General features: G+C 74.1%; 18 protein-coding genes. 10 read left to right on the top strand and 8 right to left on the bottom strand.

Annotation, left to right across the window (positions count from 1 at the left end; genetic code table 11):
* Positions 1-126 precede the first annotated feature (126 nt).
* Positions 127-1,098: an agmatinase gene (gene speB, locus BJ981_RS22980; RefSeq protein WP_184613614.1), complete on the top strand. Its 972-nt coding sequence runs from the start codon at positions 127-129 to the stop codon at positions 1,096-1,098.
* 65 nt (positions 1,099-1,163) lie between these two features.
* On the opposite strand, the gene BJ981_RS22975 is transcribed toward speB, so the two are convergent.
* Entirely contained in the window at positions 1,164-3,140 is a 1,977-nt protein-coding gene (locus BJ981_RS22975; RefSeq protein WP_184613613.1) for a hypothetical protein, read from the bottom strand.
* Between the two features lie 349 nt (positions 3,141-3,489).
* Here BJ981_RS22975 and BJ981_RS22970 point away from each other — a divergent pair, with 349 nt between their 5' ends.
* The 3 genes from BJ981_RS22970 (at position 3,490) to BJ981_RS22960 (ending at position 7,901) form a co-directional block, all read left to right on the top strand.
* A complete protein-coding gene (locus BJ981_RS22970) occupies positions 3,490-3,882 on the top strand; it encodes a CoA-binding protein (RefSeq protein WP_239139002.1) in 393 nt (130 codons plus the stop codon).
* Positions 3,883-4,775: 893 nt separating this feature from the next.
* Complete coding sequence (qcrB, locus tag BJ981_RS22965; protein WP_184613609.1) at positions 4,776-6,404, top strand: cytochrome bc1 complex cytochrome b subunit; 1,629 nt, start codon at positions 4,776-4,778, stop codon at positions 6,402-6,404.
* A 165-nt stretch (positions 6,405-6,569) separates the two neighbouring features.
* Complete coding sequence (locus BJ981_RS22960) at positions 6,570-7,901, top strand: MFS transporter (RefSeq protein WP_184613606.1); 1,332 nt, start codon at positions 6,570-6,572, stop codon at positions 7,899-7,901.
* Here the strand turns inward: BJ981_RS22960 and BJ981_RS22955 are convergent.
* The gene (locus BJ981_RS22955) at positions 7,789-8,745 is read right to left on the bottom strand and encodes a YbgA family protein (RefSeq protein ID WP_443728994.1); all 957 of its coding nucleotides are present in this window, start codon (positions 8,743-8,745) and stop codon (positions 7,789-7,791) included. The genes BJ981_RS22960 and BJ981_RS22955 overlap by 113 nt on opposite strands.
* A 254-nt stretch (positions 8,746-8,999) precedes the next feature.
* Here BJ981_RS22955 and BJ981_RS22950 point away from each other — a divergent pair, with 254 nt between their 5' ends.
* Genes BJ981_RS22950 through plsX form a run of 4 tightly spaced genes read left to right on the top strand, consistent with a single transcriptional unit; the run spans position 9,000 to position 12,721 of the window.
* Positions 9,000-9,224: a hypothetical protein gene (locus BJ981_RS22950; protein WP_184613602.1), complete on the top strand. Its 225-nt coding sequence runs from the start codon at positions 9,000-9,002 to the stop codon at positions 9,222-9,224.
* Positions 9,224-10,735 (top strand): phytoene desaturase family protein, encoded by a 1,512-nt coding sequence (gene crtI / locus BJ981_RS22945; protein WP_184613600.1) that lies wholly within the window; start codon positions 9,224-9,226, stop codon positions 10,733-10,735. Before BJ981_RS22950 ends, crtI begins: the two co-directional genes overlap by 1 nt.
* Positions 10,732-11,733 (top strand): phytoene/squalene synthase family protein, encoded by a 1,002-nt coding sequence (locus BJ981_RS22940; RefSeq protein WP_184613598.1) that lies wholly within the window; start codon positions 10,732-10,734, stop codon positions 11,731-11,733. The genes crtI and BJ981_RS22940 overlap by 4 nt, the downstream gene beginning before the upstream one ends.
* A gap of 1 nt (position 11,734) precedes the next feature.
* The gene (gene plsX, locus BJ981_RS22935; RefSeq protein ID WP_184613596.1) at positions 11,735-12,721 is read left to right on the top strand and encodes a phosphate acyltransferase PlsX; all 987 of its coding nucleotides are present in this window, start codon (positions 11,735-11,737) and stop codon (positions 12,719-12,721) included.
* A gap of 56 nt (positions 12,722-12,777) precedes the next feature.
* Here plsX and BJ981_RS22930 read toward each other — a convergent pair whose 3' ends face one another.
* Entirely contained in the window at positions 12,778-13,539 is a 762-nt protein-coding gene (locus BJ981_RS22930) for a spheroidene monooxygenase (RefSeq protein ID WP_260324672.1), read from the bottom strand.
* Here BJ981_RS22930 and BJ981_RS22925 point away from each other — a divergent pair.
* Positions 13,502-14,110 carry a glycerol-3-phosphate acyltransferase gene (locus tag BJ981_RS22925; protein ID WP_184613594.1) on the top strand — a complete coding sequence of 203 codons (609 nt, stop codon included), beginning with the start codon at positions 13,502-13,504 and terminating at the stop codon, positions 14,108-14,110. The two genes, BJ981_RS22930 and BJ981_RS22925, sit on opposite strands and share 38 nt — an antisense overlap.
* Here BJ981_RS22925 and BJ981_RS22920 read toward each other — a convergent pair.
* The 3 genes from BJ981_RS22920 to BJ981_RS22910 all read right to left on the bottom strand — a co-directional run bounded on the left by BJ981_RS22920 (position 14,061) and on the right by BJ981_RS22910 (position 17,566).
* Positions 14,061-15,245, bottom strand: coding sequence for a glycosyltransferase family 2 protein (locus BJ981_RS22920; protein WP_239139003.1), 1,185 nt, complete (start codon positions 15,243-15,245; stop codon positions 14,061-14,063). The genes BJ981_RS22925 and BJ981_RS22920 overlap by 50 nt on opposite strands.
* 72 nt (positions 15,246-15,317) lie before the next feature.
* Positions 15,318-16,775 carry a phytoene desaturase family protein gene (locus BJ981_RS22915; RefSeq protein WP_184613592.1) on the bottom strand — a complete coding sequence of 486 codons (1,458 nt, stop codon included), beginning with the start codon at positions 16,773-16,775 and terminating at the stop codon, positions 15,318-15,320.
* A complete protein-coding gene (locus BJ981_RS22910; protein WP_239139004.1) occupies positions 16,763-17,566 on the bottom strand; it encodes a carotenoid biosynthesis protein in 804 nt (267 codons plus the stop codon). The genes BJ981_RS22915 and BJ981_RS22910 overlap by 13 nt, the downstream gene beginning before the upstream one ends.
* Positions 17,567-17,652: 86 nt before the next feature.
* Between BJ981_RS22910 and BJ981_RS22905 the strand changes: the two genes are divergently transcribed.
* Positions 17,653-18,015, top strand: coding sequence for an MmcQ/YjbR family DNA-binding protein (locus BJ981_RS22905; RefSeq protein WP_184613590.1), 363 nt, complete (start codon positions 17,653-17,655; stop codon positions 18,013-18,015).
* A 54-nt stretch (positions 18,016-18,069) separates the two neighbouring features.
* Here the strand turns inward: BJ981_RS22905 and BJ981_RS22900 are convergent, their stop codons facing one another.
* Positions 18,070-18,456, bottom strand: coding sequence for a hypothetical protein (locus tag BJ981_RS22900; protein ID WP_184613588.1), 387 nt, complete (start codon positions 18,454-18,456; stop codon positions 18,070-18,072).
* Positions 18,453-19,427 carry a hypothetical protein gene (locus tag BJ981_RS22895; RefSeq protein WP_184613586.1) on the bottom strand — a complete coding sequence of 325 codons (975 nt, stop codon included), beginning with the start codon at positions 19,425-19,427 and terminating at the stop codon, positions 18,453-18,455. The genes BJ981_RS22900 and BJ981_RS22895 overlap by 4 nt, the downstream gene beginning before the upstream one ends.
* Positions 19,428-19,482: the final 55 nt, after the last annotated feature.

Below are 19,482 nucleotides of genomic sequence, written 5' to 3'. Positions count from 1 at the left end.
ATGCGAAATGGACGACTCGCACAGCGCCACCCGTCCCTGATGGATGATTCGGCCAGAGGCGACGTGGCACCGGTCCGGCTACTGTCGGCCTGCGTCCGTCCCCTCCCCCACGAAAGGACCGACCGGATGACCGAGCCACGGGGGCCCGTCGACTCCTCCCGCGTTCCGCGCTTCGCCGGCCCGGCGACCTTCGCCCGGCTGCCCCGCCTGGACGAGGTGGGACGCGCCGACGTGGCGGTCGTGGGCGTCCCGTTCGACGCCGGTGTCTCCTACCGGCCGGGGGCGCGGTTCGGCCCCTCGGCCGTCCGTGAGGCGAGCCGCCTGCTCCGGCCGTACCACCCCGGCCTGGACGTCTCGCCGTTCGCGACCCAGCAGGTGGCCGACGCGGGGGACATCGCGTGCAACCCGTTCGACATCAACGAGGCGGTCGAGACCATCGACGAGGCCGCCTCCGGCCTCGCCGCGGACGGGACCCGGCTGGTCACGATCGGCGGCGACCACACCATCGCACTGCCGCTGCTGCGCGCCGCCGCCCGGCTGCACGGGCCGGTCGCGCTGCTGCACTTCGACGCGCACCTGGACACCTGGGACACCTACTTCGGCGCCGAGTACACCCACGGCACGCCGTTCCGCCGCGCGGCGGAGGAGGGCCTCCTCGACACCGAGGCGCTCAGCCACGTCGGCACCCGCGGCCCGCTGTACGCCAAGAAGGACCTCGACGACGACAGGCGGATGGGCTTCGGCGTGATCACCAGCGCCGACGTCATGCGGCGCGGTGTGGACGAGGTCGTGGACGCGCTCCGTCAGCGGATCGGCGACCGTCCGCTCTATCTGTCCATCGACATCGACGTCCTCGACCCGGCGCACGCCCCAGGCACCGGCACCCCGGAGGCGGGCGGCCTGACCAGCAGGGAGCTGCTGGAGATCCTGCGGGGCCTCGCGGGCGGCAACCTCGTCGGCGCGGACGTCGTCGAGGTCGCCCCCGCCTACGACCACGCCGAACTCACCTCGGTCGCCGCCTCCCACGTGGCCTACGACCTGGTAAGCCTCCTCGCCCTCAACGAGAGACGCGGCCCGTCCCCCAGCCGCCCGGCGTAGGGTCACCGCTGATCGGCAGCGCTCCGAACCGTCAACTCCCGAGGCCCCGTTTCGCCGGACAGAGGTCAGTTCGTCAGGGTGTTGGGGAGGTGGGGGCCTATGTGGCCTATCCAGATCTTGGTGGTGAGGCCGCCGGAGTCGTCGTGGAAATGGATGCGGGGGGCCGGGGTACCGCCCTGGCGGAGTTTGATGTGGGCCTCCATCAGGACCTTGCCGGAGGGGTGGACTTCGACGGGGACGGGGAACGTGCGTTTGGCGCTGTACTTGCCGTTGGTGTGGACGGTTTGGGATTCGGTCATGACGACCATTCCGGCGGGGATGGCGAGGTCCGTGCTGCTCATGCACCATTCGCGGAATCCTCCGCCGGTGAAATCGCCGCTCGCGCTGGCTTCGGCGTAGGCGTTGAGGGCGCGCAGGGCGTCCCATGCCTTGCCCGCCCAGGCCCGGGCGAGGGCCGGGTAGTCCAGGTCGAGTTTGGTCGCGGCCGCGTCGGTGTCGCCGATCACGACGTGCGCGAGGGTGTCGCGGGCCATGGTGACGGCGTCCATGAGGCTGGTGGGCTCGAAACCGGGCTCGTCGGGGGCCAGGCCGTAGTGGGGCTGGCCGGAGGTGGCGAGTTTGCCCTCCAGCCAGCGGATGCGCGCGCGGAGTTTCCGGGACTCGGCCACGACCTCGGCGTACTCGTCCTGCAGGATCTCGTATTCGTCCCGCAGGTCGTCGTACTCGCTCCGCTCGCGTGGCGACTCGCCGTGCAGGCGTTCGATGACCGCCTCGCGCAGCCCCTCGACATGCGCTCCGAGGACACGCATCTGGCGGAGCAGCGTGTCGTCAGAGCCGTTGGACGAGACGGCCAGGTTGAGCGCGGTCTCCAACTCTCCGCGTAACTCGTCGGCCACCACCTTCGCGACCCTGGGGGCGAGGTCGGAGACCTCCCATGCGGGCTCGGCCTGCGCGGCGCCGACCGGCTGGTCGACGGGAGACGGTTCCGGATGCGCGACAACCGCCTCCTGGTCAGCAGGAGCCACGTCCTCCCCCTCGGCGGCGTCCGCGACCGCCGACGTCGTCGCGGGCCCGGGGGCGGGCCGCGGGACCGGGCTCGGGCGTACGGTCAGGGCCATCATCCGGCGCCGCAGACCTTCTCTCGCGTCATCGGCCGTGGGCGGGGTGACGGCGGCGTGGATGTCCTTGGGCTCGGACTTGCCGGACAGGATGCGGGAGACGATCCGGTACGCGCGCAGGACGTCGCCGGGGAGGGGGCGGCGGGTGGTCTCGCCGATGGTGCCTTCCGTGACGATGCGGAGGGCTTCCTGCCCCTGGGTGCGGAGCATGCCGCCGCCGATCGCCCGGTGCCGGTGGGGTGATCTCTCCGTCGCCGGGTCGAAAGGCGCCAGGTAGGTGCGGATGCCGCCGCCGTACACCCGCAGGTCGCCGCCGAGGGCCTTGTTGAACCGGTCCTGGGCGCGCATGTCGGCGAGGCGGACGACCGCGGCGGCGCCCGCGGCGGCGGTGGCGATGTGGCCGGCTCTGGTCGTGGCGGCGGAGGCGTCCTGCGGGTCAGGGGTCACGACGACGATGGGCACTCGGCGGTCGCGCTCGGCCAGGGTGTGGACCAGCCGGGCGACGGCGTGCTCGTCGATCACCTCGGGCGCGTCGGTCAGGTGCACGGCCCCGTCGCTGACGCGCGCGGTGCGCAGGTACGCCGGGAGGAACTCCGGCGCCCGGACGCCGCCCGTCGGGCCGTCCTCCTCGACCGTGACGACGACCCAGCCGGTGAGTCCGGGAATGGGCTCGTGGTAGGTGATCCGGGTGCGCAGCAGTCCCGCTCCCCGCGACTCCTCGACGCGGTAGCGACCGCAGTCGGCTCTGCGCTCCATGCGGACGCGCAGACCGTCCGCCTCGAACTCCTGCAGCGGCATGCCGCCGTCCGGGGACGGCAGCCCTCTCGCGACGAGCCATTCGCCGAAGGTGCGGCGGAGCCGGAGGGAGACGGGTGTCGCGCCGTCGCGAAGTACTACCTGGAACAGCCGGGTTACGTTGGGCATGCGGGCGCTATCCCAACGTGACCGCGGATAAGCGGGTGTGGTCTTCGATCATCGGGGCCTCCCTGCAGGCCGATCTCTACCGATCACTTCCGTGGCCGTCGTCGACGGTTGGATGAGATCTTCGCCCAGCGACGCGTCCGGCGCAGCCGAGATCGGGATTTGGCGTTAGACCGAAACGGCTTCTCACCGCCGCGCCCCGCCCCGAACACGGCGCGAGCGAAGGGGCCGGCTGCGTGGTGACCGGGGCTGCGAGGCTCGCCGGCGGCCTGACCCCCTGGCACGCCCAGGGAAGTCGTGCGGATGGCTTGGTGTTGACCGAGGCGTGGATGAACGTTTTGCGGACGAGGTAGTGATCAAGCGGCTTCTCGGGGAGTCGGAGACGTGGGCGTTCGTGGGGTTGGGCGAGGATCCGGAGCGGACGGCCTACCAGCAGGCGCGGTTGCTGCAGATGCGGGGAAAGAAGATCGTTCCTGTGCATCCGTCCGCGACGAGCGTGCTGGGTGAGCGGGTGTACGCGTCGCTGGGCGAGGTACCGGGGAAGGTGGACGTCGTCGGCGTGTACCGGCGGGCGGAGTTCGCCGGGCAGGTGGTGGACGAGGCGATCGCGGCGGGGGTCGGCGCGGTGTGGCTCCCCCTCGGCGTGATCGACGAGGCCGCCGCACGCCGCGCCCTGGACGCGGGACTCGACGTGGTCATGGACCGCTGCCCGGGAGTCGAGTGGGCCCTGCGCCGAGGCGTCTGACCGCGTTGCCGCCTTCATCGCGTAGGGGTGTGCGGCCGCACTGCTGACCCTGTCTCGCACAGAGCGCGGTCTCTGTCACGCGGCGGGCAGTCCCTCTCACGCGGCGGGCAGTCCGTTTCACGTGGCGGCCCATCCCCTCTCACGTGGCGGGCAGTCCGTTTCACATGGCGGGCAGTCCCTCTCACGTGGCGGGTAGTCCCTGCCGCATGGCGCGGGGTTCTCTGTGTCGTGTCGCTTATCGGCGCGAGGTTGTGGGTGGGATCACGGCGACCAGGCACGACGGCGCCGCACGGGTGGGCTCAACACACCTCAACCACTACAGACAACCTGCCGCCAGGCCCTCCCGATCCGTACAACGACCGGTCAGACCACCGCGCTGAATGGCCGAACTGACCGGCCCCACCCGTGCGGGCCCGTCGGGGCCAGGCACCGTAAGCCCACCCAGTAGGTGCGCGACACCCTCGAAGGCGCACCGGGGCACCTGGCGAAAGCGGCCACGGACTTCCGGCAGGTACGGCCGCGGGTCTTTGGCAAGGGTGACGGAGGTCTCCCTGTCCGGCAGGTACGGCCGCGGGTCTTTGGCGAGGGTGACGGAGGTCTCCCTGTCGTTCGCTTGTCGGCGCGAGGTTGTGGGTGGGATCACGGCGACCAGGCACGACGGCGCCGCACGGGTGGGCTCAACACACCTCAGCCACTACAAATCACCTGCCGCCAGGCCCTCCCTATCCCTGCGACGGGTACAGCCGGTCAGGGCGGACGAGGGGGCGGGGTGACCTGGAGGGAGGTCATGGGTGTGCAAAGCGTAGCGTTGTAGGTACTGAGTGTGGGTGGGCCGTGCGGGGCCGAGGGGGCGGGGGCGCGGCGGAGGTCGGAGATGTAGGTAGGGGGCAGCCATGACGTTCGACGGCCCGCCGAAGCTTCTCGCGGAGCGCGCGGAGTTCATCGACGACCGCCTGGGGGCGGCGTCGTGGTTCAAGCGCAACCTTCGCAAGGTCTTTCCGGACCACTGGTCGTTCCTGCTCGGCGAGATCGCGCTCTACACCTTCGTGATCCTGATCCTCACGGGCGTCTTCCTGACGTTCTGGTTCAGGCCGAGCATGGGCGAGCTCGTCTACCGGGGCTCCTACCAGCCTTTGTACGGCTTGCGCATGTCCGAGGCGTACGCGTCCACCCTGCACATCAGCTTCGACGTGCGCGGAGGTCTGCTGGTCCGGCAGATCCACCACTGGGCGGCGCTGCTGTTCGTGGCGGCGATCACGGTGCACATGCTGCGGGTGTTCTTCACGGGGGCCTACCGCAAGCCGCGCGACATCAACTGGACCATCGGCGTGCTGCTGTTCGCGCTGGCCCTCGGCGAGGGCCTGACCGGGTACTCGCTGCCGGACGACCTGCTGTCGGGCGCCGGGCTGCGCATCACCCAGGGGGTGATCATCGGGGTCCCGATCGTGGGCACGTATCTGTCGTTCCTGCTGTTCGGCGGGGAGTATCCCGGCCAGGACGTCATCGCGCGGTTCTTCAGCATGCACATCCTGCTGATCCCTGGCGCCCTGCTGGCGCTGGTGTCCGCCCATCTCGTGCTGATGTGGGTGCAGAAGCACACGCAGATGCCCGGCAAGGGGCGCACCGAGACGAACGTGGTGGGCGGGCCGTTCTACCCGTCGTTCATGGCCAAGTCGACCGCCTACTTCGTGGTGACGTTCGGCGCGCTGGCGCTGCTCGCGACGGCCGCCCAGATCAACCCGATCTGGTTGTTCGGCCCGTACACGCCGTCCAGCGTCTCGTCGGGTTCGCAGCCCGACTGGTACATGGGCTTCCTGGAGGGTTCGCTGCGGCTCATGCCGTCGTGGGAGTGGAACTTCCTCGGGCACACGGTTCCGCTCAGCGTGCTCGTGCCCGCCTTCCTGCCGATCGGCATCATCTTCGTCGGCCTGCTGGTGTACCCCGCCGTCGAACGGTGGATCACGGGGGACGACCGTGAGCACCACCTGTGCGACCGTCCCCGCAACAACCCGCACCGCACCGCGATCGGCGCCGCGGCGATCACGTTCTACGGCGTCCTGTGGCTGATGGGGACCAACGACTGGATCTCCGCGCGGTTCCACATCCCGCTCTACTCGACCACGCAGGCCGGACGGCTGCTGATCTTCCTCGGGCCCGTGGTCGCCTACGTCATCACCCACCGCCTGTGCGTGGCCCTGCAGCGCAGGGACCTGGAGACGCTGTCCCACGGCGTCGAGTCCGGCGTGATCAAGCGGCTGCCGAACGGCGAGTACGTCGAGGTGCACGTGCCCCCCTTGGAGGAGCTGGCGGACGTGGTGCGGGGCAAGAAGGCCATCCCGGTCATCCGGGCGGGCCCGGACGGCGGCGGGGTGATCCCCGTGGTCGTACGGCATCCGCTGGGCCGGTTGCGGGCCAGGCTGAGCGAGGGCTACGCCCGTGGGACGACGCCGGTCCCGCCGCCGCCGCGCACCTCCGAGGAGGAGCGGCACGAGGAGGTTCCCGGTCCCCCGGGGCGCTCGTAATCCCCGCGACTTCTGGTGGGTGGACTGTTAAGCTCGCGGGCTTGTGTTGTTTGTTGCCGTAGAGCACTTTTGTAGGGTTTTGAGTCTTTCGCGGGTTACTCCGGTCAACGCCGATGCCGGGGGCTCCCTTCTCAGGGCGCCGTCACCGCTCTCCAGGTGGAGGGCGTGATCCACGGGGCCGACGTCCGGGTGCGGGCCACCGTGGCGCTCTCGGCGGGGACGGCCCTCATGAACGCGGCCATGGCGACGGCCGGCGTCACGGCGACCTTCGCCGCCGCCGAGAACCTGGGCACCGCCTGGAGCGGCGTCCCGGTGACCGCGAGCATCGCCGGGACCGGCCTCGGCGCGCTGCTGCTCACCCGGCTGATGGAGCGGCGCGGCAGGCGTCCGGGGCTCGCGCTCGGCTACCTCGCCGCCATCGCCGGGGCCGCGCTCGCGGTCGCCGCGGTGGCGGCCCACCAGGTCGTCCTGCTGTGCGCGGGAACGCTGCTGCTCGGGCTGGGCAACGCCGCCGCGCAGCTCTCGCGGTACGCCGCCGCCGACTTCCACGCCCCGGACCGGCGCGGGTTCGCGATCGGCATCGTGGTGTGGGGGGCGACGGTCGGCGCGGTGGGCGGGCCGCTGCTGCTCCAGCCGGCCGCGGACGCGGCCGCCGCGCTCGGCGCGCCCCCGCTCACCGGGCCGCTGCTGTCGACGCTGCTCGCGTCGGCGGGCGCGGCGATCGTCGTGCGGGCACTCCCCCGGAGCACGACGGCCACGGGCGCACCTCAGGCGGCGACGGGCACAGGCGCCGCGCAGGCACCGGACGCGCCCGCCGGGCGGGCGCGCGGGCTGGCGGGAAACCGGGTGGCGTGGCCGACGGTGGCGACCATGGTGACCGGTCAGGTGATCATGGTGGCGCTGATGACCGCCGCCCCTCTCGACATGCACATGCACGGCCAGGGGCTCGGCGCGGTGGGGGTCGCGCTGTCGGCGCACACGTTCGGCATGTTCGCCCTGTCGCCGCTGACCGGACGGCTGGTGGACCGCCTGGGAACCCGGCCGGTGATGGCCGCCGGGCTGGTGACGCTGCTCGCCGCCGCGTTCCTGGCCGCCACCGGCGACGCGCACCCGCTGTCGCGGACGGCGGGGCTGTTCCTCCTGGGGTACGGGTGGAACCTGTGCTTCATCGGCGGCAGCGGACGGCTGGCCCGTGACCTGCCGGCGGCGGACCGTACCCGGCTGGAGGGAGAGGTGGACGCGGTGATCTGGGTCGTGGCGGCGGTGGCCGGCCAGAGCGCCACGGTGATCCTGTCCACGGGCGGGTACGGCGTCCTGGCCGCCGCCTCGGCCGCGCTGCTCGTCGTGCCGGCGGTCCTTCTGCTGAGGGCGGGCCCCGCGCCCGTCAGGACGGCACGTGATTACGCAGGCGAAGGGGATCGGGATACGGCGTCAGGTACGACTGGTCGTACACGTAGGCCGCGTTCTCGCCCCTGGCGTGGTGGCGCAGGAGGGTGACGGGCACGCTGAGCGCGACCTGGTGCGCCTGGTAGGACTCGATGACCTCGACCAGGTCGGCGCGGCGGGCGCGGTCGAGCCGTTCGCTGATCATGCCGAGGCAGTGGTACAGGACGTTGACGTTGCGCCCGACGGTCGCCTTGCGGGCCAGCGCGGCGCGGAAGGCGCGGGCGTAGGAGCGGGCGAGCGGTTCGCGCGGCGCCGTCCCGGCGGTGGCGACGAGGCGTCCGAGCGCGCGGTACGCCTCGGGGGCGTGCGCGAGGACCTGCATCTTGTGGCGGGCGTGGAAGGCGACCAGGTCGCGGGGACGCCAGGGCCCGGCGAGCAGGGACCGCAGCCGGGCGGCGGCGAAGATCCGTTCTACGAACGCCTCGCGCAGCGCGGCGTCGCGCAGCCGGCCCTCGTCCTCGACGGCGAGGGAGGGGTGGGCGTCGATCACCGCCCCGGCGAACAGTCCCCTGTTGCGCCGGTCGACCACGCCGTCCCCGGCGTACAGGGGGATGCCGTGGATGCCGCAGCTCGGGCTCTTGGCCTTGAACACGTACCCGTCCACGTCGAGCGCGGCGGCGCGGGCCGTGGCCAGGGATCTCATCGGCGCGGTGAGGTCGGCGCGGCCGCGCCGGGTGACCAGGCGCGGGCCGTCGGGCGAGCGTTCCAGGCGGAGGGTCTCGCGTGGCGTGCCGAGGCCGATCTCCATCTCGGGGCAGATCCGTAGCCAGTCCACGTACTGCGACAGTTCGGTGGTGAGGAACCGGTCGCGGCTGTGCCCGCCGTTGAACCGCACGGGGTCGCCGAGCAGGCAGCTCGACACCGCCAACCGGGGCCTGACTTCCGCGCTCATCATCTTCCCCTTGTCCCCACGAGGCATGAACTTACTCAAAATCTATTCAAGTTCCAGTCGTATCTCGCCATGCCCGGCCGAGGCAACCTCGCGGGCGGCACGGGGACGCCAACAGTGGTCAAAGAACCGGGGCCCGCCCGGGCCCGGAGGAGACGGCGGGTACAGGGGTGGCGCGGCGATGCAACCGGGACGGCGGGTGCGTACGAAAACCCAGCAAACGAGCCCATGATCCCTGTGGGGGCGAAGGAGCGGTGCGCATGGTGACATCTGCCCAGCGGAAGATCGATGTCCGGGAGCCCCTCGACCGCCGCCTCCAAGAGCTCCGCGACCAGGAGACGCGACGGCCGGGCTTCCTGAGGGACGCCGCCCGCGAGGTGGTGGGCCGTGACCTCGCCGCCTCCCTGCCGGGCATGCCCGGGTTCACCAGGGCCGGCGCGGCGCTGCCGCACAAGACGCGACGGCTGCGCGCCGGGAGCGCCTGATGGGCGGCAGGGGCCGGGCGGGTGCGCGACGAGCCGGAGGGCCGGAGGGCGGGCGTGGGCACGTCGTGGTGGTCGGAGCGGGTCTCGGCGGGCTCGCGGCGGCGATGCGGCTGGCCGGAGCCGGCCGCGAGGTGACCGTCGTGGAGGCGCAGGACGGGCCGGGAGGATGCTGCGGGACCGCCTCCGCGGGCCCGTACCGGTTCGACACCGGCCCTTCGGTGCTGACCATGCCGGACGTGCTCGCCGACACCTTCGCCGCCGCCGGCGCGGAGCTGTCGTCCTGGCTGCCGCTGCGGCGGCTCGACCCCTACTACCGGATGACCTACCACGACGGGTCCCGCCTGGACGTGGTCGCCGGAGCCGAGGCGATGGCCGAGCAGGTGCGGGAGCTGTGCGGCCCCGGTGAGGCCGTCCGCTACCTGCGCTTCCGCCGGCACCTGGAGGACATGTTCCACGTCGAGTGGAACGCCTTCATCGACAGGGACATGACCCGCCTGCGGGCCCTGGCCCGGCCGTACGCGCTCGCCAGGATCGCCGCGCTCGGCGGCTTCCGCCGCCTGGACGGCCTGGTGCGCCGGCACCTGACCGACGAGCGGCTGATCAGGGCGCACACCTTCCAGGCCCTGTACGTCGGGCTCGCACCGCGGCGCGCCCTGGGCATCTACGCGGTGATCGCGCACATGGACACGGTCGGCGGCGTCTACTTCCCGGTCGAGGGCGGCATGCACGCGATCCCGCGCGCCATGGCCGGCGCCGCCGAGAAGGCGGGCGCGCGGTTCCGGTACGGCGTGCGGGCCACCCGGGTGGAGACCGGCGGCGCGGGCGTGACCGCGGTCCGGCTGGACACCGGCGAGCGGCTCGCGGCGGACCACGTCGTACTCGCCTGCGACCGGCTCGCGGCACGCGGCCTGCTGCCCCCCGAGGCGGACGACCGCCGGCTGCGCAGGCCGCGGTTCTCGCCGTCCTGCCTGGTCGCGCACTTCGGCCTGGACCGGCCCCTGCCCGGCCGCGCCCACCACACCCTGCACTTCGGACGGGCGTGGGAGTCCACCTTCGACGCGCTGGCGGCGGGACGCCCGCAGCCGGACCCCAGCCTCCTGGTCACCTGTCCCCGGACGGACGGCGACGCCGCCCCGGACGGCCACGCGACGCTCAGCGTGCTGGAGCCGACCGCGAACCTCGCCCGCGGCGGCGACTGGGAACGCCTCACCCCGCGGCTGCTGGACCGCATGCTCGCCCGGCTCGCCGGCCTGGGCTACGGCGACCTGTCCTCGGCGCCCCGCCTCGTCCTCGACCCGCCCGCGTGGCGGCGGCGCGGGCACTCGGCAGGCACCCCCTTCGCGCTCGACCACCGGTTCACCCAGACGGCCTGGTTCCGCCCGTCCGGCGCCGCCCGCCGCGTCCCCGGTCTGCACTTCGCCGGCATGTACACCGCGCCGGGGGTGGGGGTTCCGCCGGTTCTGATCTCCGGCCGGCTGGCGGCGGAACGCATCCTGGAGAGCTCCCCATGACATCGCATCCCCCGCCCGCCACGACGCCGCCCACGACGGCTCCCGTCACGCTCACCGCCAGCTACGCGCGCTGCCGCCGGCTGCACGCCGCCTACGGGCGCTCCTACTACCTGGCCACCCGCCTGCTGCCCGCCTGGAAGCGCCCGCACGTCCACGCCCTGTACGGTTTCGCCCGGTACGCCGACGAGATCGTGGACTCCTTCGCGATGACCGGCGACCGGGCGGCGGCCCTGGACGGCCTCACCACCCGGCTGTCCGCGTGGATCACCGGTGACCGATCCCCCGGCCAGGCCACCGACGGCGACGGAGCCGCCGGCCGAGCCGGTGACCAGGCCGGCGATCCGGTGCTGCCCGCGTTCACGCACACCGTGCGGTCCTTCGCCATCGACCTGGACGACGTCGGCGCCTTCCTCGGCTCGATGCGGGCGGATCTGACCGTGACCCGGTACGCCACCTACGAGGAGCTGCTCGGCTACATGGAGGGCTCGGCCGCCGTCATCGGCACGATGATGCTGCCCGTGCTCGAACCGCTGCCGGGCGCCGCGGAGCGGGCCCGCGAGCCCGCCCGGATGCTGGGCCTGGCCTTCCAGCTCACCAACTTCATCCGCGACGTGGCGGAGGACCTCGCCCGGGGACGGGTCTACCTGCCGCTCGAGGACCTGGACAGGTTCGGCGTCACGGTGGGCGACCTCGCCGCTGGCCGGGCGAGCCGCGCCGTGCGCGACCTGATCGCCTACGAGACGGGCCGGGCGCGCGAGCTGTACCGGCGGGCGCTGCCCGGCATCGGGATGCTCGTGCCGTCCTCGCGGCCGTGCATCCGCGCGGCGTACGAGCTGTACGGCGGCATCCTGGACCAGGTCGAGGCGGCCGGGTACGACGTGCTGGCGGCGCGTGCGCGGGTGCCGAGGCGGCGCAGGCTCGCCGTGTTCGCGCGGCAGCTCGCCGCCGCCGCCTCGGCGGACCGCGCCGAGCGCCGGACGCGGGCGGAGGCGCCCTGACATGGCACCCGACCCGCGGGACCTGCCGGTCGTGGTCGACGCCATGGGCGGCGACCACGGCCCGGCCGAGATCATCCAGGGAGCGGTCCTGGCGCGGCGCGCGCACGGCGTCGAGGTGATCCTCGCCGGTCGGCGAGACGTGCTCGACAGCGAGCTGGCCCGGCTCGGCGCGCGCGGCGAGGCCGAGGTGGCGCACGCCGGCGACGTCGTCCCGATGACCGAGCGCGGCGCGGGGGCCCTCGCCAGGACCGGGTCCAGCCTCGCCGTGGCCTTCGACCTGCTGGGCCGGGGGGTGGGAGGGGCCTTCGTGTCCGCCGGGTCCACCGGCGCGGTCGTCGCGAACGCCGTGCGGCACCTGGGCCTGGCCGCGCCGGTGTCGCGGCCGGGGCTGGCCGTCGCGCTGCCGACGACCGGCGGCGGGGCCACCGTGCTCATCGACGCGGGCGCCACCATGGACCCGACCCCCGAGATGATCGTGCAGTTCGCGCTGCTCGGCGCCTGCTACGCGGAACTGGTGCTCGGCGTGGCCGAACCGTCCGTGGGCCTGCTGTCGATCGGGTCGGAGCCGGGCAAGGGCAACCGGCTCACCCGCCGCGCCGAGGAGCTGCTGCGCCGGGCGCCGCTGCGCTTCCACGGCGTCGTCGAGGGCCATGACGTGCTCTCCGGGACGGTGGACGTCATCGTGACCGACGGGTTCACCGGCAACGTCGTGCTCAAGAACGTGGAGGGCTCGGTGCGGGCGGCCCTGACGCTCGCGGCGCGGCGCGGGGCCGCCGAGCCGGAGCGGCTGCGTGAGGTCGCCCGGCTCTACGACCCCGAGACGCACGGCGGCGCGGCCCTGCTCGGCCTCACCGGCACCGTGGTCGTGGCGCACGGCTCCTCCCGCGCCGCGACGATCGCGCGCGCCTGCGTCGTCGCCCGCGACCTGGCCCGCGGCGGCGTGGCCGCACGGGTCCGCGACCGGCTCGCCGTCAGGCCGGCCCCGTGACGACGCACCGGGCCGGAACCGGCGCTGACGGGCCGCCCGGGCGATGGCGGCGCCGGTCAGGCCGGTGGTGCGGGGAGCGCGGCCAAGGGGTCGGCGCCGTCCCAGGCGCCCGCGCTGCCGTAGGGGGCGAAGCGGGCGAACAGCTCCTCGGAGTACCAGTTCTCCGCGCGGACCCGGCCGATCACCCGGCGGTGGGCCTCGCCCGCGTAGGCGAAGGCGCGCACGGCGGCGGCGTCCCGCCACAGCGAGAACGTGGCCTGCCGGGCGAGCGGCCACTCCCCCACGCCGACCGAGGCCAGCCTGCCGTCCTGCGCGCGCAGCAACTCGTCCACCCCGGGCACCGACCGGTAGAAGGCCGCCAGCCGGAGGGGCCGGATCGCGGCCCGCGTCAGCACCGCCACCGGCCCGCCGGCTCGATCGGCCTCTCGCGCGGGTTCCTCCCCCCGTCGCGCGGGGATCGCGGGGAACGGGTCGGCGCCGCCCCAGGTGCCGCGCGAGGCCAAAGGGATCAGGCGGACCTGCCAGGACTCGGTGGCCTCGCGGCGCCAGCGCGCCGGGATGGGCGAGCGCTCAAGGAAGCGGTCCAGTGCGGCCTCGTCACGCCAGACGGCGAACAGGGCCCAGCGGCGCGGGTCGGCGCCCGGCGTCATCGACGGCCCCCGCCCGGTGCCGAGCAGCCGCCAGAACAGCAACCCCTGCGTGCGGCGCAGCAGCGGGCGGTCCAGCGCCATGTGGCGCATCGACCCCAGATCCGCGTACCTGGTGAGATGGAAGGAAGCGATGACTCCCCTGTTGGTCCGGCTCGCGCTGCCGGTCATCGGCGGCTACCTCCTCGGCTCGGTCCCGGTGGCGGTGCTGGTGGCCCGGGCGCACGGCTTCGACCCCCGTGAGGTCGGGGACCGCAATCCGGGGTTCTGGAACGTGCGCGGCCGGCTCGGCGGGCGGGGGGCGGCCCCGGTGTTCGCCGGGGACATGCTCAAGGGCCTGCTGGCCGGACTGCTCGGCCTGGTGGCGGGCGGCGCGCACGCCACCGGTCTCGGCGTGGTGGCGGGCCCGAGCGTGGCGCCCGTGTACGTGGCGGTGGCGGCGGCGATGATCGGGCACGCCTGGCCGGTCTTCGCGGGGTTCCGCGGCGGACGCTCGATCCTCACCTTCGCCGGAGGATTCGCCGTCATCTGCCCGCCCGCTTTCGCGGTCGGCCTGGCCGTGCTCGGCGGGACGGCCGCGGTGACCCGGTCGTTCGCGATCGGCGCGCGGGCCGGGGTGTTCGCCCTGCCGGTGGCGCAACTGCTGTTCGCGCCGATCGGCCACGTCGCCGCCACCGGGGCGCTGATGTGCCTCATCGGCCTGCGCTTCGGCCAGGCGGCCCTGGCCGGCCGCCGCCGGTGACGGCGCGTGTCCGGTCGTGGCCCGCGCGGGCCGGACCGGGGTAGGTGCGGTTCCGCCAGGTTCGCGGCGGGCGGAGCGTGGCGTGGGTCAGCCGTGCCGCCGTGGCCGGGTCGAGCAGGATCGACAGGGCGACCCCGGGTCCTGGGCGGGCGTAGCTGCCGCGCAGGGCGCCGGCGAGCAGCGCCCGCACCACGAGCAGGGCGAGGTCCAGCCGGGTCGGACGGCCGGCGGCGAGCCGGAGCACCGGCAGCGCGGTCGTGAGCCAGACGACGGCGAGGTCCGCGGCCTGCCAGGCGGGTGCGGTGACGTCGGCCAGCGGCAGGGATCGGCCCCATTCCCGCCACACGCCCGAGGGTGACTCGTGCATGTCGACCTCCAGCAGGCCGCCCGCGTCCAGGAAGGCGACCCTCCATCCGTCGGCGGCGAGGGCGCGGGCGAGGGCGACGTCGTCGGTCAGGTGGCGGCGCACCCGGGCGAAGCCGTCGGCGCGCAGCATCGCCTCGCGCCGGAAGGCGAAGCACTGGCCGTTGGCGACGATCCGGTGCGGCGGCGGCGGGGCGGGCGGGCCGATCGGGCCGAACCGGTAGACGAGCGTGGCGAGGAACGAGGCGTGCAGGGCCTGCTCCGCCACCCCGTCGCAGACGAACCGCGGGCCCGCGCTCACCAGGTCGTGCCCGTCCAGCGCGTCCGCGAGCGCGGCGAACAGGCCGGGACGGGGCCTGGTGTCGGCGTCCAGCGTGACGACGATCGTGCCGCGCGCCCGCCGCAGCCCTTGGTGCAGCGCCCACTGCTTGCCGACCCAGCCGGGGGGCAAGGGGGCGCCGTTGACGACGGTCGCGCCGAGCGAGGCGGCGAGGGCGGCGGTGCCGTCGGTGGACTCGTCGTCCACGACGATCACCTCGGTGACGGCCGGGTCGGCGAGCACGGCCGTCAGGCAGGCCGCGATGCGCTGCTCCTCGTCCCTGGCCGGGATCACCACCGAGATGGACGGGACCGCCCGGCCGGCGTGCGGCGGCGGGGCCGTCAGTGAGGGGAGGCGTCGCCGGCCTCGCCCCAGCCGTACGGCCACGGCCACGGCGGCGAGCGCCTGGACGGCGGTCAGCAGGCGCGCGGGGGTCAGAACCGGGCGCGTCACGAGGACCGCCGCGAGAAAGCCGGAGTCGGGCGCGTCACGTGGACCGCCGCCAGAAAGTCGAAGCCCGGCGCGTCACGGGGAACGCCGCCGGAAGTCGTGCTCGACCAGGTCGGCGACGATGCGGCCGCCCATGGCGACCAGGGGCAGGCCGCCGCCGGGATGGGCCGACCCGCCGACCAGGTACAGGCCGCGGCGGGGCCCGCGGTTGCCGGGACGCCGGAACGGGGCGAACGGCCCGCCGTACGCGCTGCCGTAGATGGCGCCGCCCGGCGCGCCGTACCGGTCGCGGATGTCGGCCGGGGTGAACGTCTCCACGAAGCGCAGCCGGCCCGCCAGGTCGTGGCCGCGCGAGGCCAGCCGGTCCAGCACCAGCTCGCCGTAGGCGCTCGGGGACATGGGCCAGCGCGCGGGGTCGCCCGCGGGGACGTTGACCAGCATCATCCAGTTCTCCGCGCCCGGCGGGGCCTGGGTGGGGTCGTCCACGGCCGAGCAGCCGATGTAGACGGTCGGGTCCTCGGGCGGCCGCCGCCGGTCGAAGATGTCGCCGAACTCCTCGCGGTAGTCGGCGGAGAACACGATCGAGTGGTGCGGCAGCCCTTCCGTCCGTCCCTCCACGGCGGCGAGCAGCAGGAACGCCGACGACGACAGGCCGAGCCCGGCGATCCGCCGCAGGCGGGCCCGGTCGGGCAGCAGCGTGCCGTACAGCGCGGCCGCGTCGGCGTTCACCACCACGGCGTCGGCCGCCGCCGTCTCGCCGCCCGCCAGGCGGACCCCGCGCACCCGGGCACGGTCGGCGAGCACCGCGGCGACCTCGGTGCCGAGGTGGACCTCGACGCCCGCCTCGCCGAGCAGGACGGCCAGCGCCTCGGCGATCCTGGGCAGCCCTCCGGGCACGTACCAGCCGCCTTCGCCGTGCTCGATGGCGGGGACGCAGCCGAGCGCCGCGGGAGCCCGGTAAGGGCTGGACCCGGCATAGGTGGCGTACCGGCCGACGTACTGCCGAAGGCGGGGGTCGCGGAAGAAGCGGCGCGCCAGCCCGTCGAGGGTGCGCCCGGGGGCGACGGCCCACAGGTCGGCGGCGCGCGGCCGCAGCGCCAGCGGGGGGAGGCGCGTAGGCAGGGCCAGCGGCGCGGAGAAGAACGTGCGCCGGGACGCGGCCAGGCAGTCCCCGGCCCAGCGGTGGAAGGCCCGCCAGCGGTCGCCCTCTCCCGGCGCGAGCCGTTCCACTTCGGCGGCGGTCCTGCCGGGGTCCCGGTAGGCGCGCAGGGTGGAGCCGTCGGCGAACCGGTAGCGGCACAGCTCGTCGAGTTCGACCAGGTCGAGGGACACGCCGAGGTCGCGGAACAGGCCGGGCAGCGTCAGCAGCGACGGGCCGAGGGAGAAGGTGAACCCCTCCCGCCGGCGCTCGGCCAGCTTGCCGCCGAGCCGGGGCAGGCGTTCGTACAACCGCACCGCGTGCCCGTCCCTGGCCAGCAGCAGCGCGGCCACCATGCCGCCCACGCCGCCCCCGACCACGATCACCTCCGCCATCGGCGCCTCCAGGCGAGCAGCGCGAACGTTCCCATCGCGACGCCTCCCACGGCGGCGACGAGGGGATCGGGCGGGCGGAACACGGCCGCGAAGGCGACCGTCTCCATCACCGCCATGACCGTGTAGAGCGTGACCAGGCCGCCGCCCCGCGCCGGTTCGCCCACGACGGCGCCGATCACGATCATCACCAGCAGGGACACCAGGAGCCACCCCGCGAAGTTGCCGAGCGGCACGCCGCGGTAGGGCCCCGCGTCCGCCCACTCCCACAGTCCGAGGCGCGTCATCTGCGGGTCGAGGAACAGGTCCCACGCGGTCAGCGCCAGCGCCCCCGTGGCCGCGCGCGCCACCGCCCGGCGGCGGGACGGCACGGGGCCGGGGACGATCCGGCAGGCGACCGCCCACGCCGCGAGGCCCATGCCGGCCCAGGCCAGGGCGACGATCAGCGGCACCCCGCCGGGGCTCGGCCACAGCAGGCCGCCGTAGCGGTACTCGCCGAACGGCAGGCCGGTCCTGATGCCGATCCATTCCGCGGCGTAGCCCACCGCCGCGGCGGCGGCGAACGCGCCGGCGGCCCGGGGCAGGCCGTGGCCGGCGGCCGCGTAGGCCAGGGCGCATCCCGCGAACAGGACGACGACCAGCGTGGTCATCCGCACGTCCTCGGGAAGAATCCCCGTCGCCACCTGGGCGCAGACCAGGGAGACGAGCAGGAGGGCTCCGGCGGCGGCGAACCGGCGTCCGGCGCCGCGCCGCGCGTCACGGGCCCGTGTCTCCTCTGGCGTCTCCGTCGTCACGCCCTGTCCTTCGGAGGGCGGCGGAGATTCGGATGCACCGAGATCACGTTTGCGGGATTGTCGGGGGCGGCTGGTATCTGTGGGACATGGGCGTCAGCGTGGAAGAGTTTCTGGGCATGCTCGATCGCCTGCCCGAGGTGCGGCAGGGCGACGGGGGCGAGTGGGTCTCGCTGAAGGTGCGGGGCAAGGGTTTCGGGTACCTGTGGGAGCGCACCGAGACCGTGGGGCTGAAGGCGACCATCGAGGAGCAGATGGCGCTGGTGGCGGAACGGCCCGAGGTGTTCGAGCCGCAGTTCACCGCCGGGCGGTTCGGCTGGGTCGTCGTCCACCTGGACAGGATCGAGCCCGACGAGCTGTTCGAGCTGGTCACCGAGGCGTGGTGCCTCACCGCGCCCCGGCCGATGGTGGAGGCGCACGAGGCCGCGCACGGTATCGGCCGCTCCGCCTGACCCCGGGCGCGACCCGCCCATGCGCCGCCCTTCCCGGCCGCGCGATGCCGCCGCTCAGGGGCGCAGGGCCTTGGCCAGGTACGTCAGGTAGGCGGCGGCGGGTCCGCCGTCCAGGCGGAGACGGCGGTCGTCCTGGCCGGGGGACAGGACGAATCGCTCCCCCGCCAGGTCGAGGTACAGCCGCTGGAGGTAGGAGTCGCCGACGCCCGTGATCATCCGCACGATCGTCTGAGGAACCGCGACACGCGCCGGGAAGCCGAGGACGAGGTCGAGCTTGCCGCCCAGTTCGGGGGACGCGTCGTCGCGCAGACAGGTGTGCATGGTCAGCGAGGTGTGCGCGGGGGCGAGGGTCCACAGCTCGCACCACCGGGTGGTGAAGCGGACGGGCGCGCGGCCCTCGATCGCGACCTCGACCTGGCCGCGCAGCACCCTCCTGATCACTCGTCGGAGACGGTCCCAGTCCTGAGCACGCGGTAGATCACCCAGGCCAGGAGCCCGGCGGCAATGAGGGCAGCCGCCACCTTCACGGCCCGCTCCGCCACCGGGCCCGGCCGTCCTCCCCTGACCTCGGCCGGAGCCTGGCGGGCTTTTGGGTCGCCGGCCTCGCGCTCCTCTCGCGCGGTGAGCGGCGGGACGGGCCCGGCCGCGGTGGCCGGGTCCCCGATGGCGGAGCCCTCGATCAGGACGGCGAGGCGGGGCGAGGGAAGCGTGGCGACGTCGGCGCCCTTGGCGATCATGTTGAGGATGTGCGCCTCGCCGGGCTCGCCGCCGAGGATCGCCGTCACCCGTTCCAGGTAGCGGGCCCTGCCGTCGGGACGGCGCACGCCGGCGATCCACCGGGCGGGAAACTCCGGGAGCCCGGACGCGTCGCCCGTGCGCGCCCCGGACACCCTCTCCCCCGGCTGCTCCGCCTCGCCCTCCGATGCGGCCCGTGGCTCCGTGGCGGGAGGCTCGGGCAGCGCCTGGACGACCTCGCGGACGCGGGCCGTGACCTGCGGCCAGGCCGCCCGCGCCTCCTCTCCCTTGGCGGCGAGCCACGTCTCGACGTCCTCGCGCGGGAAGGCCGCGTCCAGCGCGTCGGTGAGAGGCTCCGCCGTGATGTCGCCGGCGATGGCGGCCGCCCACGCCGCCACCAGGCGACCGGCCAGCGCGCGGTCCTCGGCGGAGGTGTCGCCGTCCCCCTCGATCACCACGCTGTAGACGATCAAGGTGTTGACGGTGTCGACGCGCTTGGAGGGGATGCCTCCGAGGTAGAGCCGCCAGCCGCCGGCGTCGCCCGCGGCCAGCACGGAGGGCCGCTCGGCGGCGTTGACGTCGTTGTAGTCACGCCACCAGGCGCGCGGCGGGGCCACGCCGAGGAAGTCGTAGTCCAGATGGCGAAGCTCGCCACGCGTGCGCAGGTAGATGTTCATCGCGATCCTCACTGGCTGGTGCGGCGCCCAGGGGGTGGGCCCGTTCCGGCGCGCG

It is taken from the genome of Sphaerisporangium krabiense (genome assembly GCF_014200435.1).
GTDB lineage: Bacteria > Actinomycetota > Actinomycetes > Streptosporangiales > Streptosporangiaceae > Sphaerisporangium > Sphaerisporangium krabiense.
This window is presented reverse-complemented; position numbering and strand designations above follow the sequence as displayed.

Coding starts and splice junctions, on each gene's coding strand:
- speB (WP_184613614.1), top strand. CDS start 127: ATGACCGAGCCACGGGGGCCCGTCGACTCCTCCCGCGTTCCGCGCTTC.
- BJ981_RS22975 (WP_184613613.1), bottom strand. CDS start 3,140: ATGCCCAACGTAACCCGGCTGTTCCAGGTAGTACTTCGCGACGGCGCG.
- qcrB (WP_184613609.1), top strand. CDS start 4,776: ATGACGTTCGACGGCCCGCCGAAGCTTCTCGCGGAGCGCGCGGAGTTC.
- BJ981_RS22955 (WP_443728994.1), bottom strand. CDS start 8,745: ATGATGAGCGCGGAAGTCAGGCCCCGGTTGGCGGTGTCGAGCTGCCTG.
- BJ981_RS22950 (WP_184613602.1), top strand. CDS start 9,000: ATGGTGACATCTGCCCAGCGGAAGATCGATGTCCGGGAGCCCCTCGAC.
- crtI (WP_184613600.1), top strand. CDS start 9,224: ATGGGCGGCAGGGGCCGGGCGGGTGCGCGACGAGCCGGAGGGCCGGAG.
- BJ981_RS22940 (WP_184613598.1), top strand. CDS start 10,732: ATGACATCGCATCCCCCGCCCGCCACGACGCCGCCCACGACGGCTCCC.
- plsX (WP_184613596.1), top strand. CDS start 11,735: ATGGCACCCGACCCGCGGGACCTGCCGGTCGTGGTCGACGCCATGGGC.
- BJ981_RS22925 (WP_184613594.1), top strand. CDS start 13,502: ATGACTCCCCTGTTGGTCCGGCTCGCGCTGCCGGTCATCGGCGGCTAC.
- BJ981_RS22930 (WP_260324672.1), bottom strand. CDS start 13,539: ATGACCGGCAGCGCGAGCCGGACCAACAGGGGAGTCATCGCTTCCTTC.
- BJ981_RS22915 (WP_184613592.1), bottom strand. CDS start 16,775: ATGGCGGAGGTGATCGTGGTCGGGGGCGGCGTGGGCGGCATGGTGGCC.
- BJ981_RS22905 (WP_184613590.1), top strand. CDS start 17,653: ATGGGCGTCAGCGTGGAAGAGTTTCTGGGCATGCTCGATCGCCTGCCC.
- BJ981_RS22895 (WP_184613586.1), bottom strand. CDS start 19,427: ATGAACATCTACCTGCGCACGCGTGGCGAGCTTCGCCATCTGGACTAC.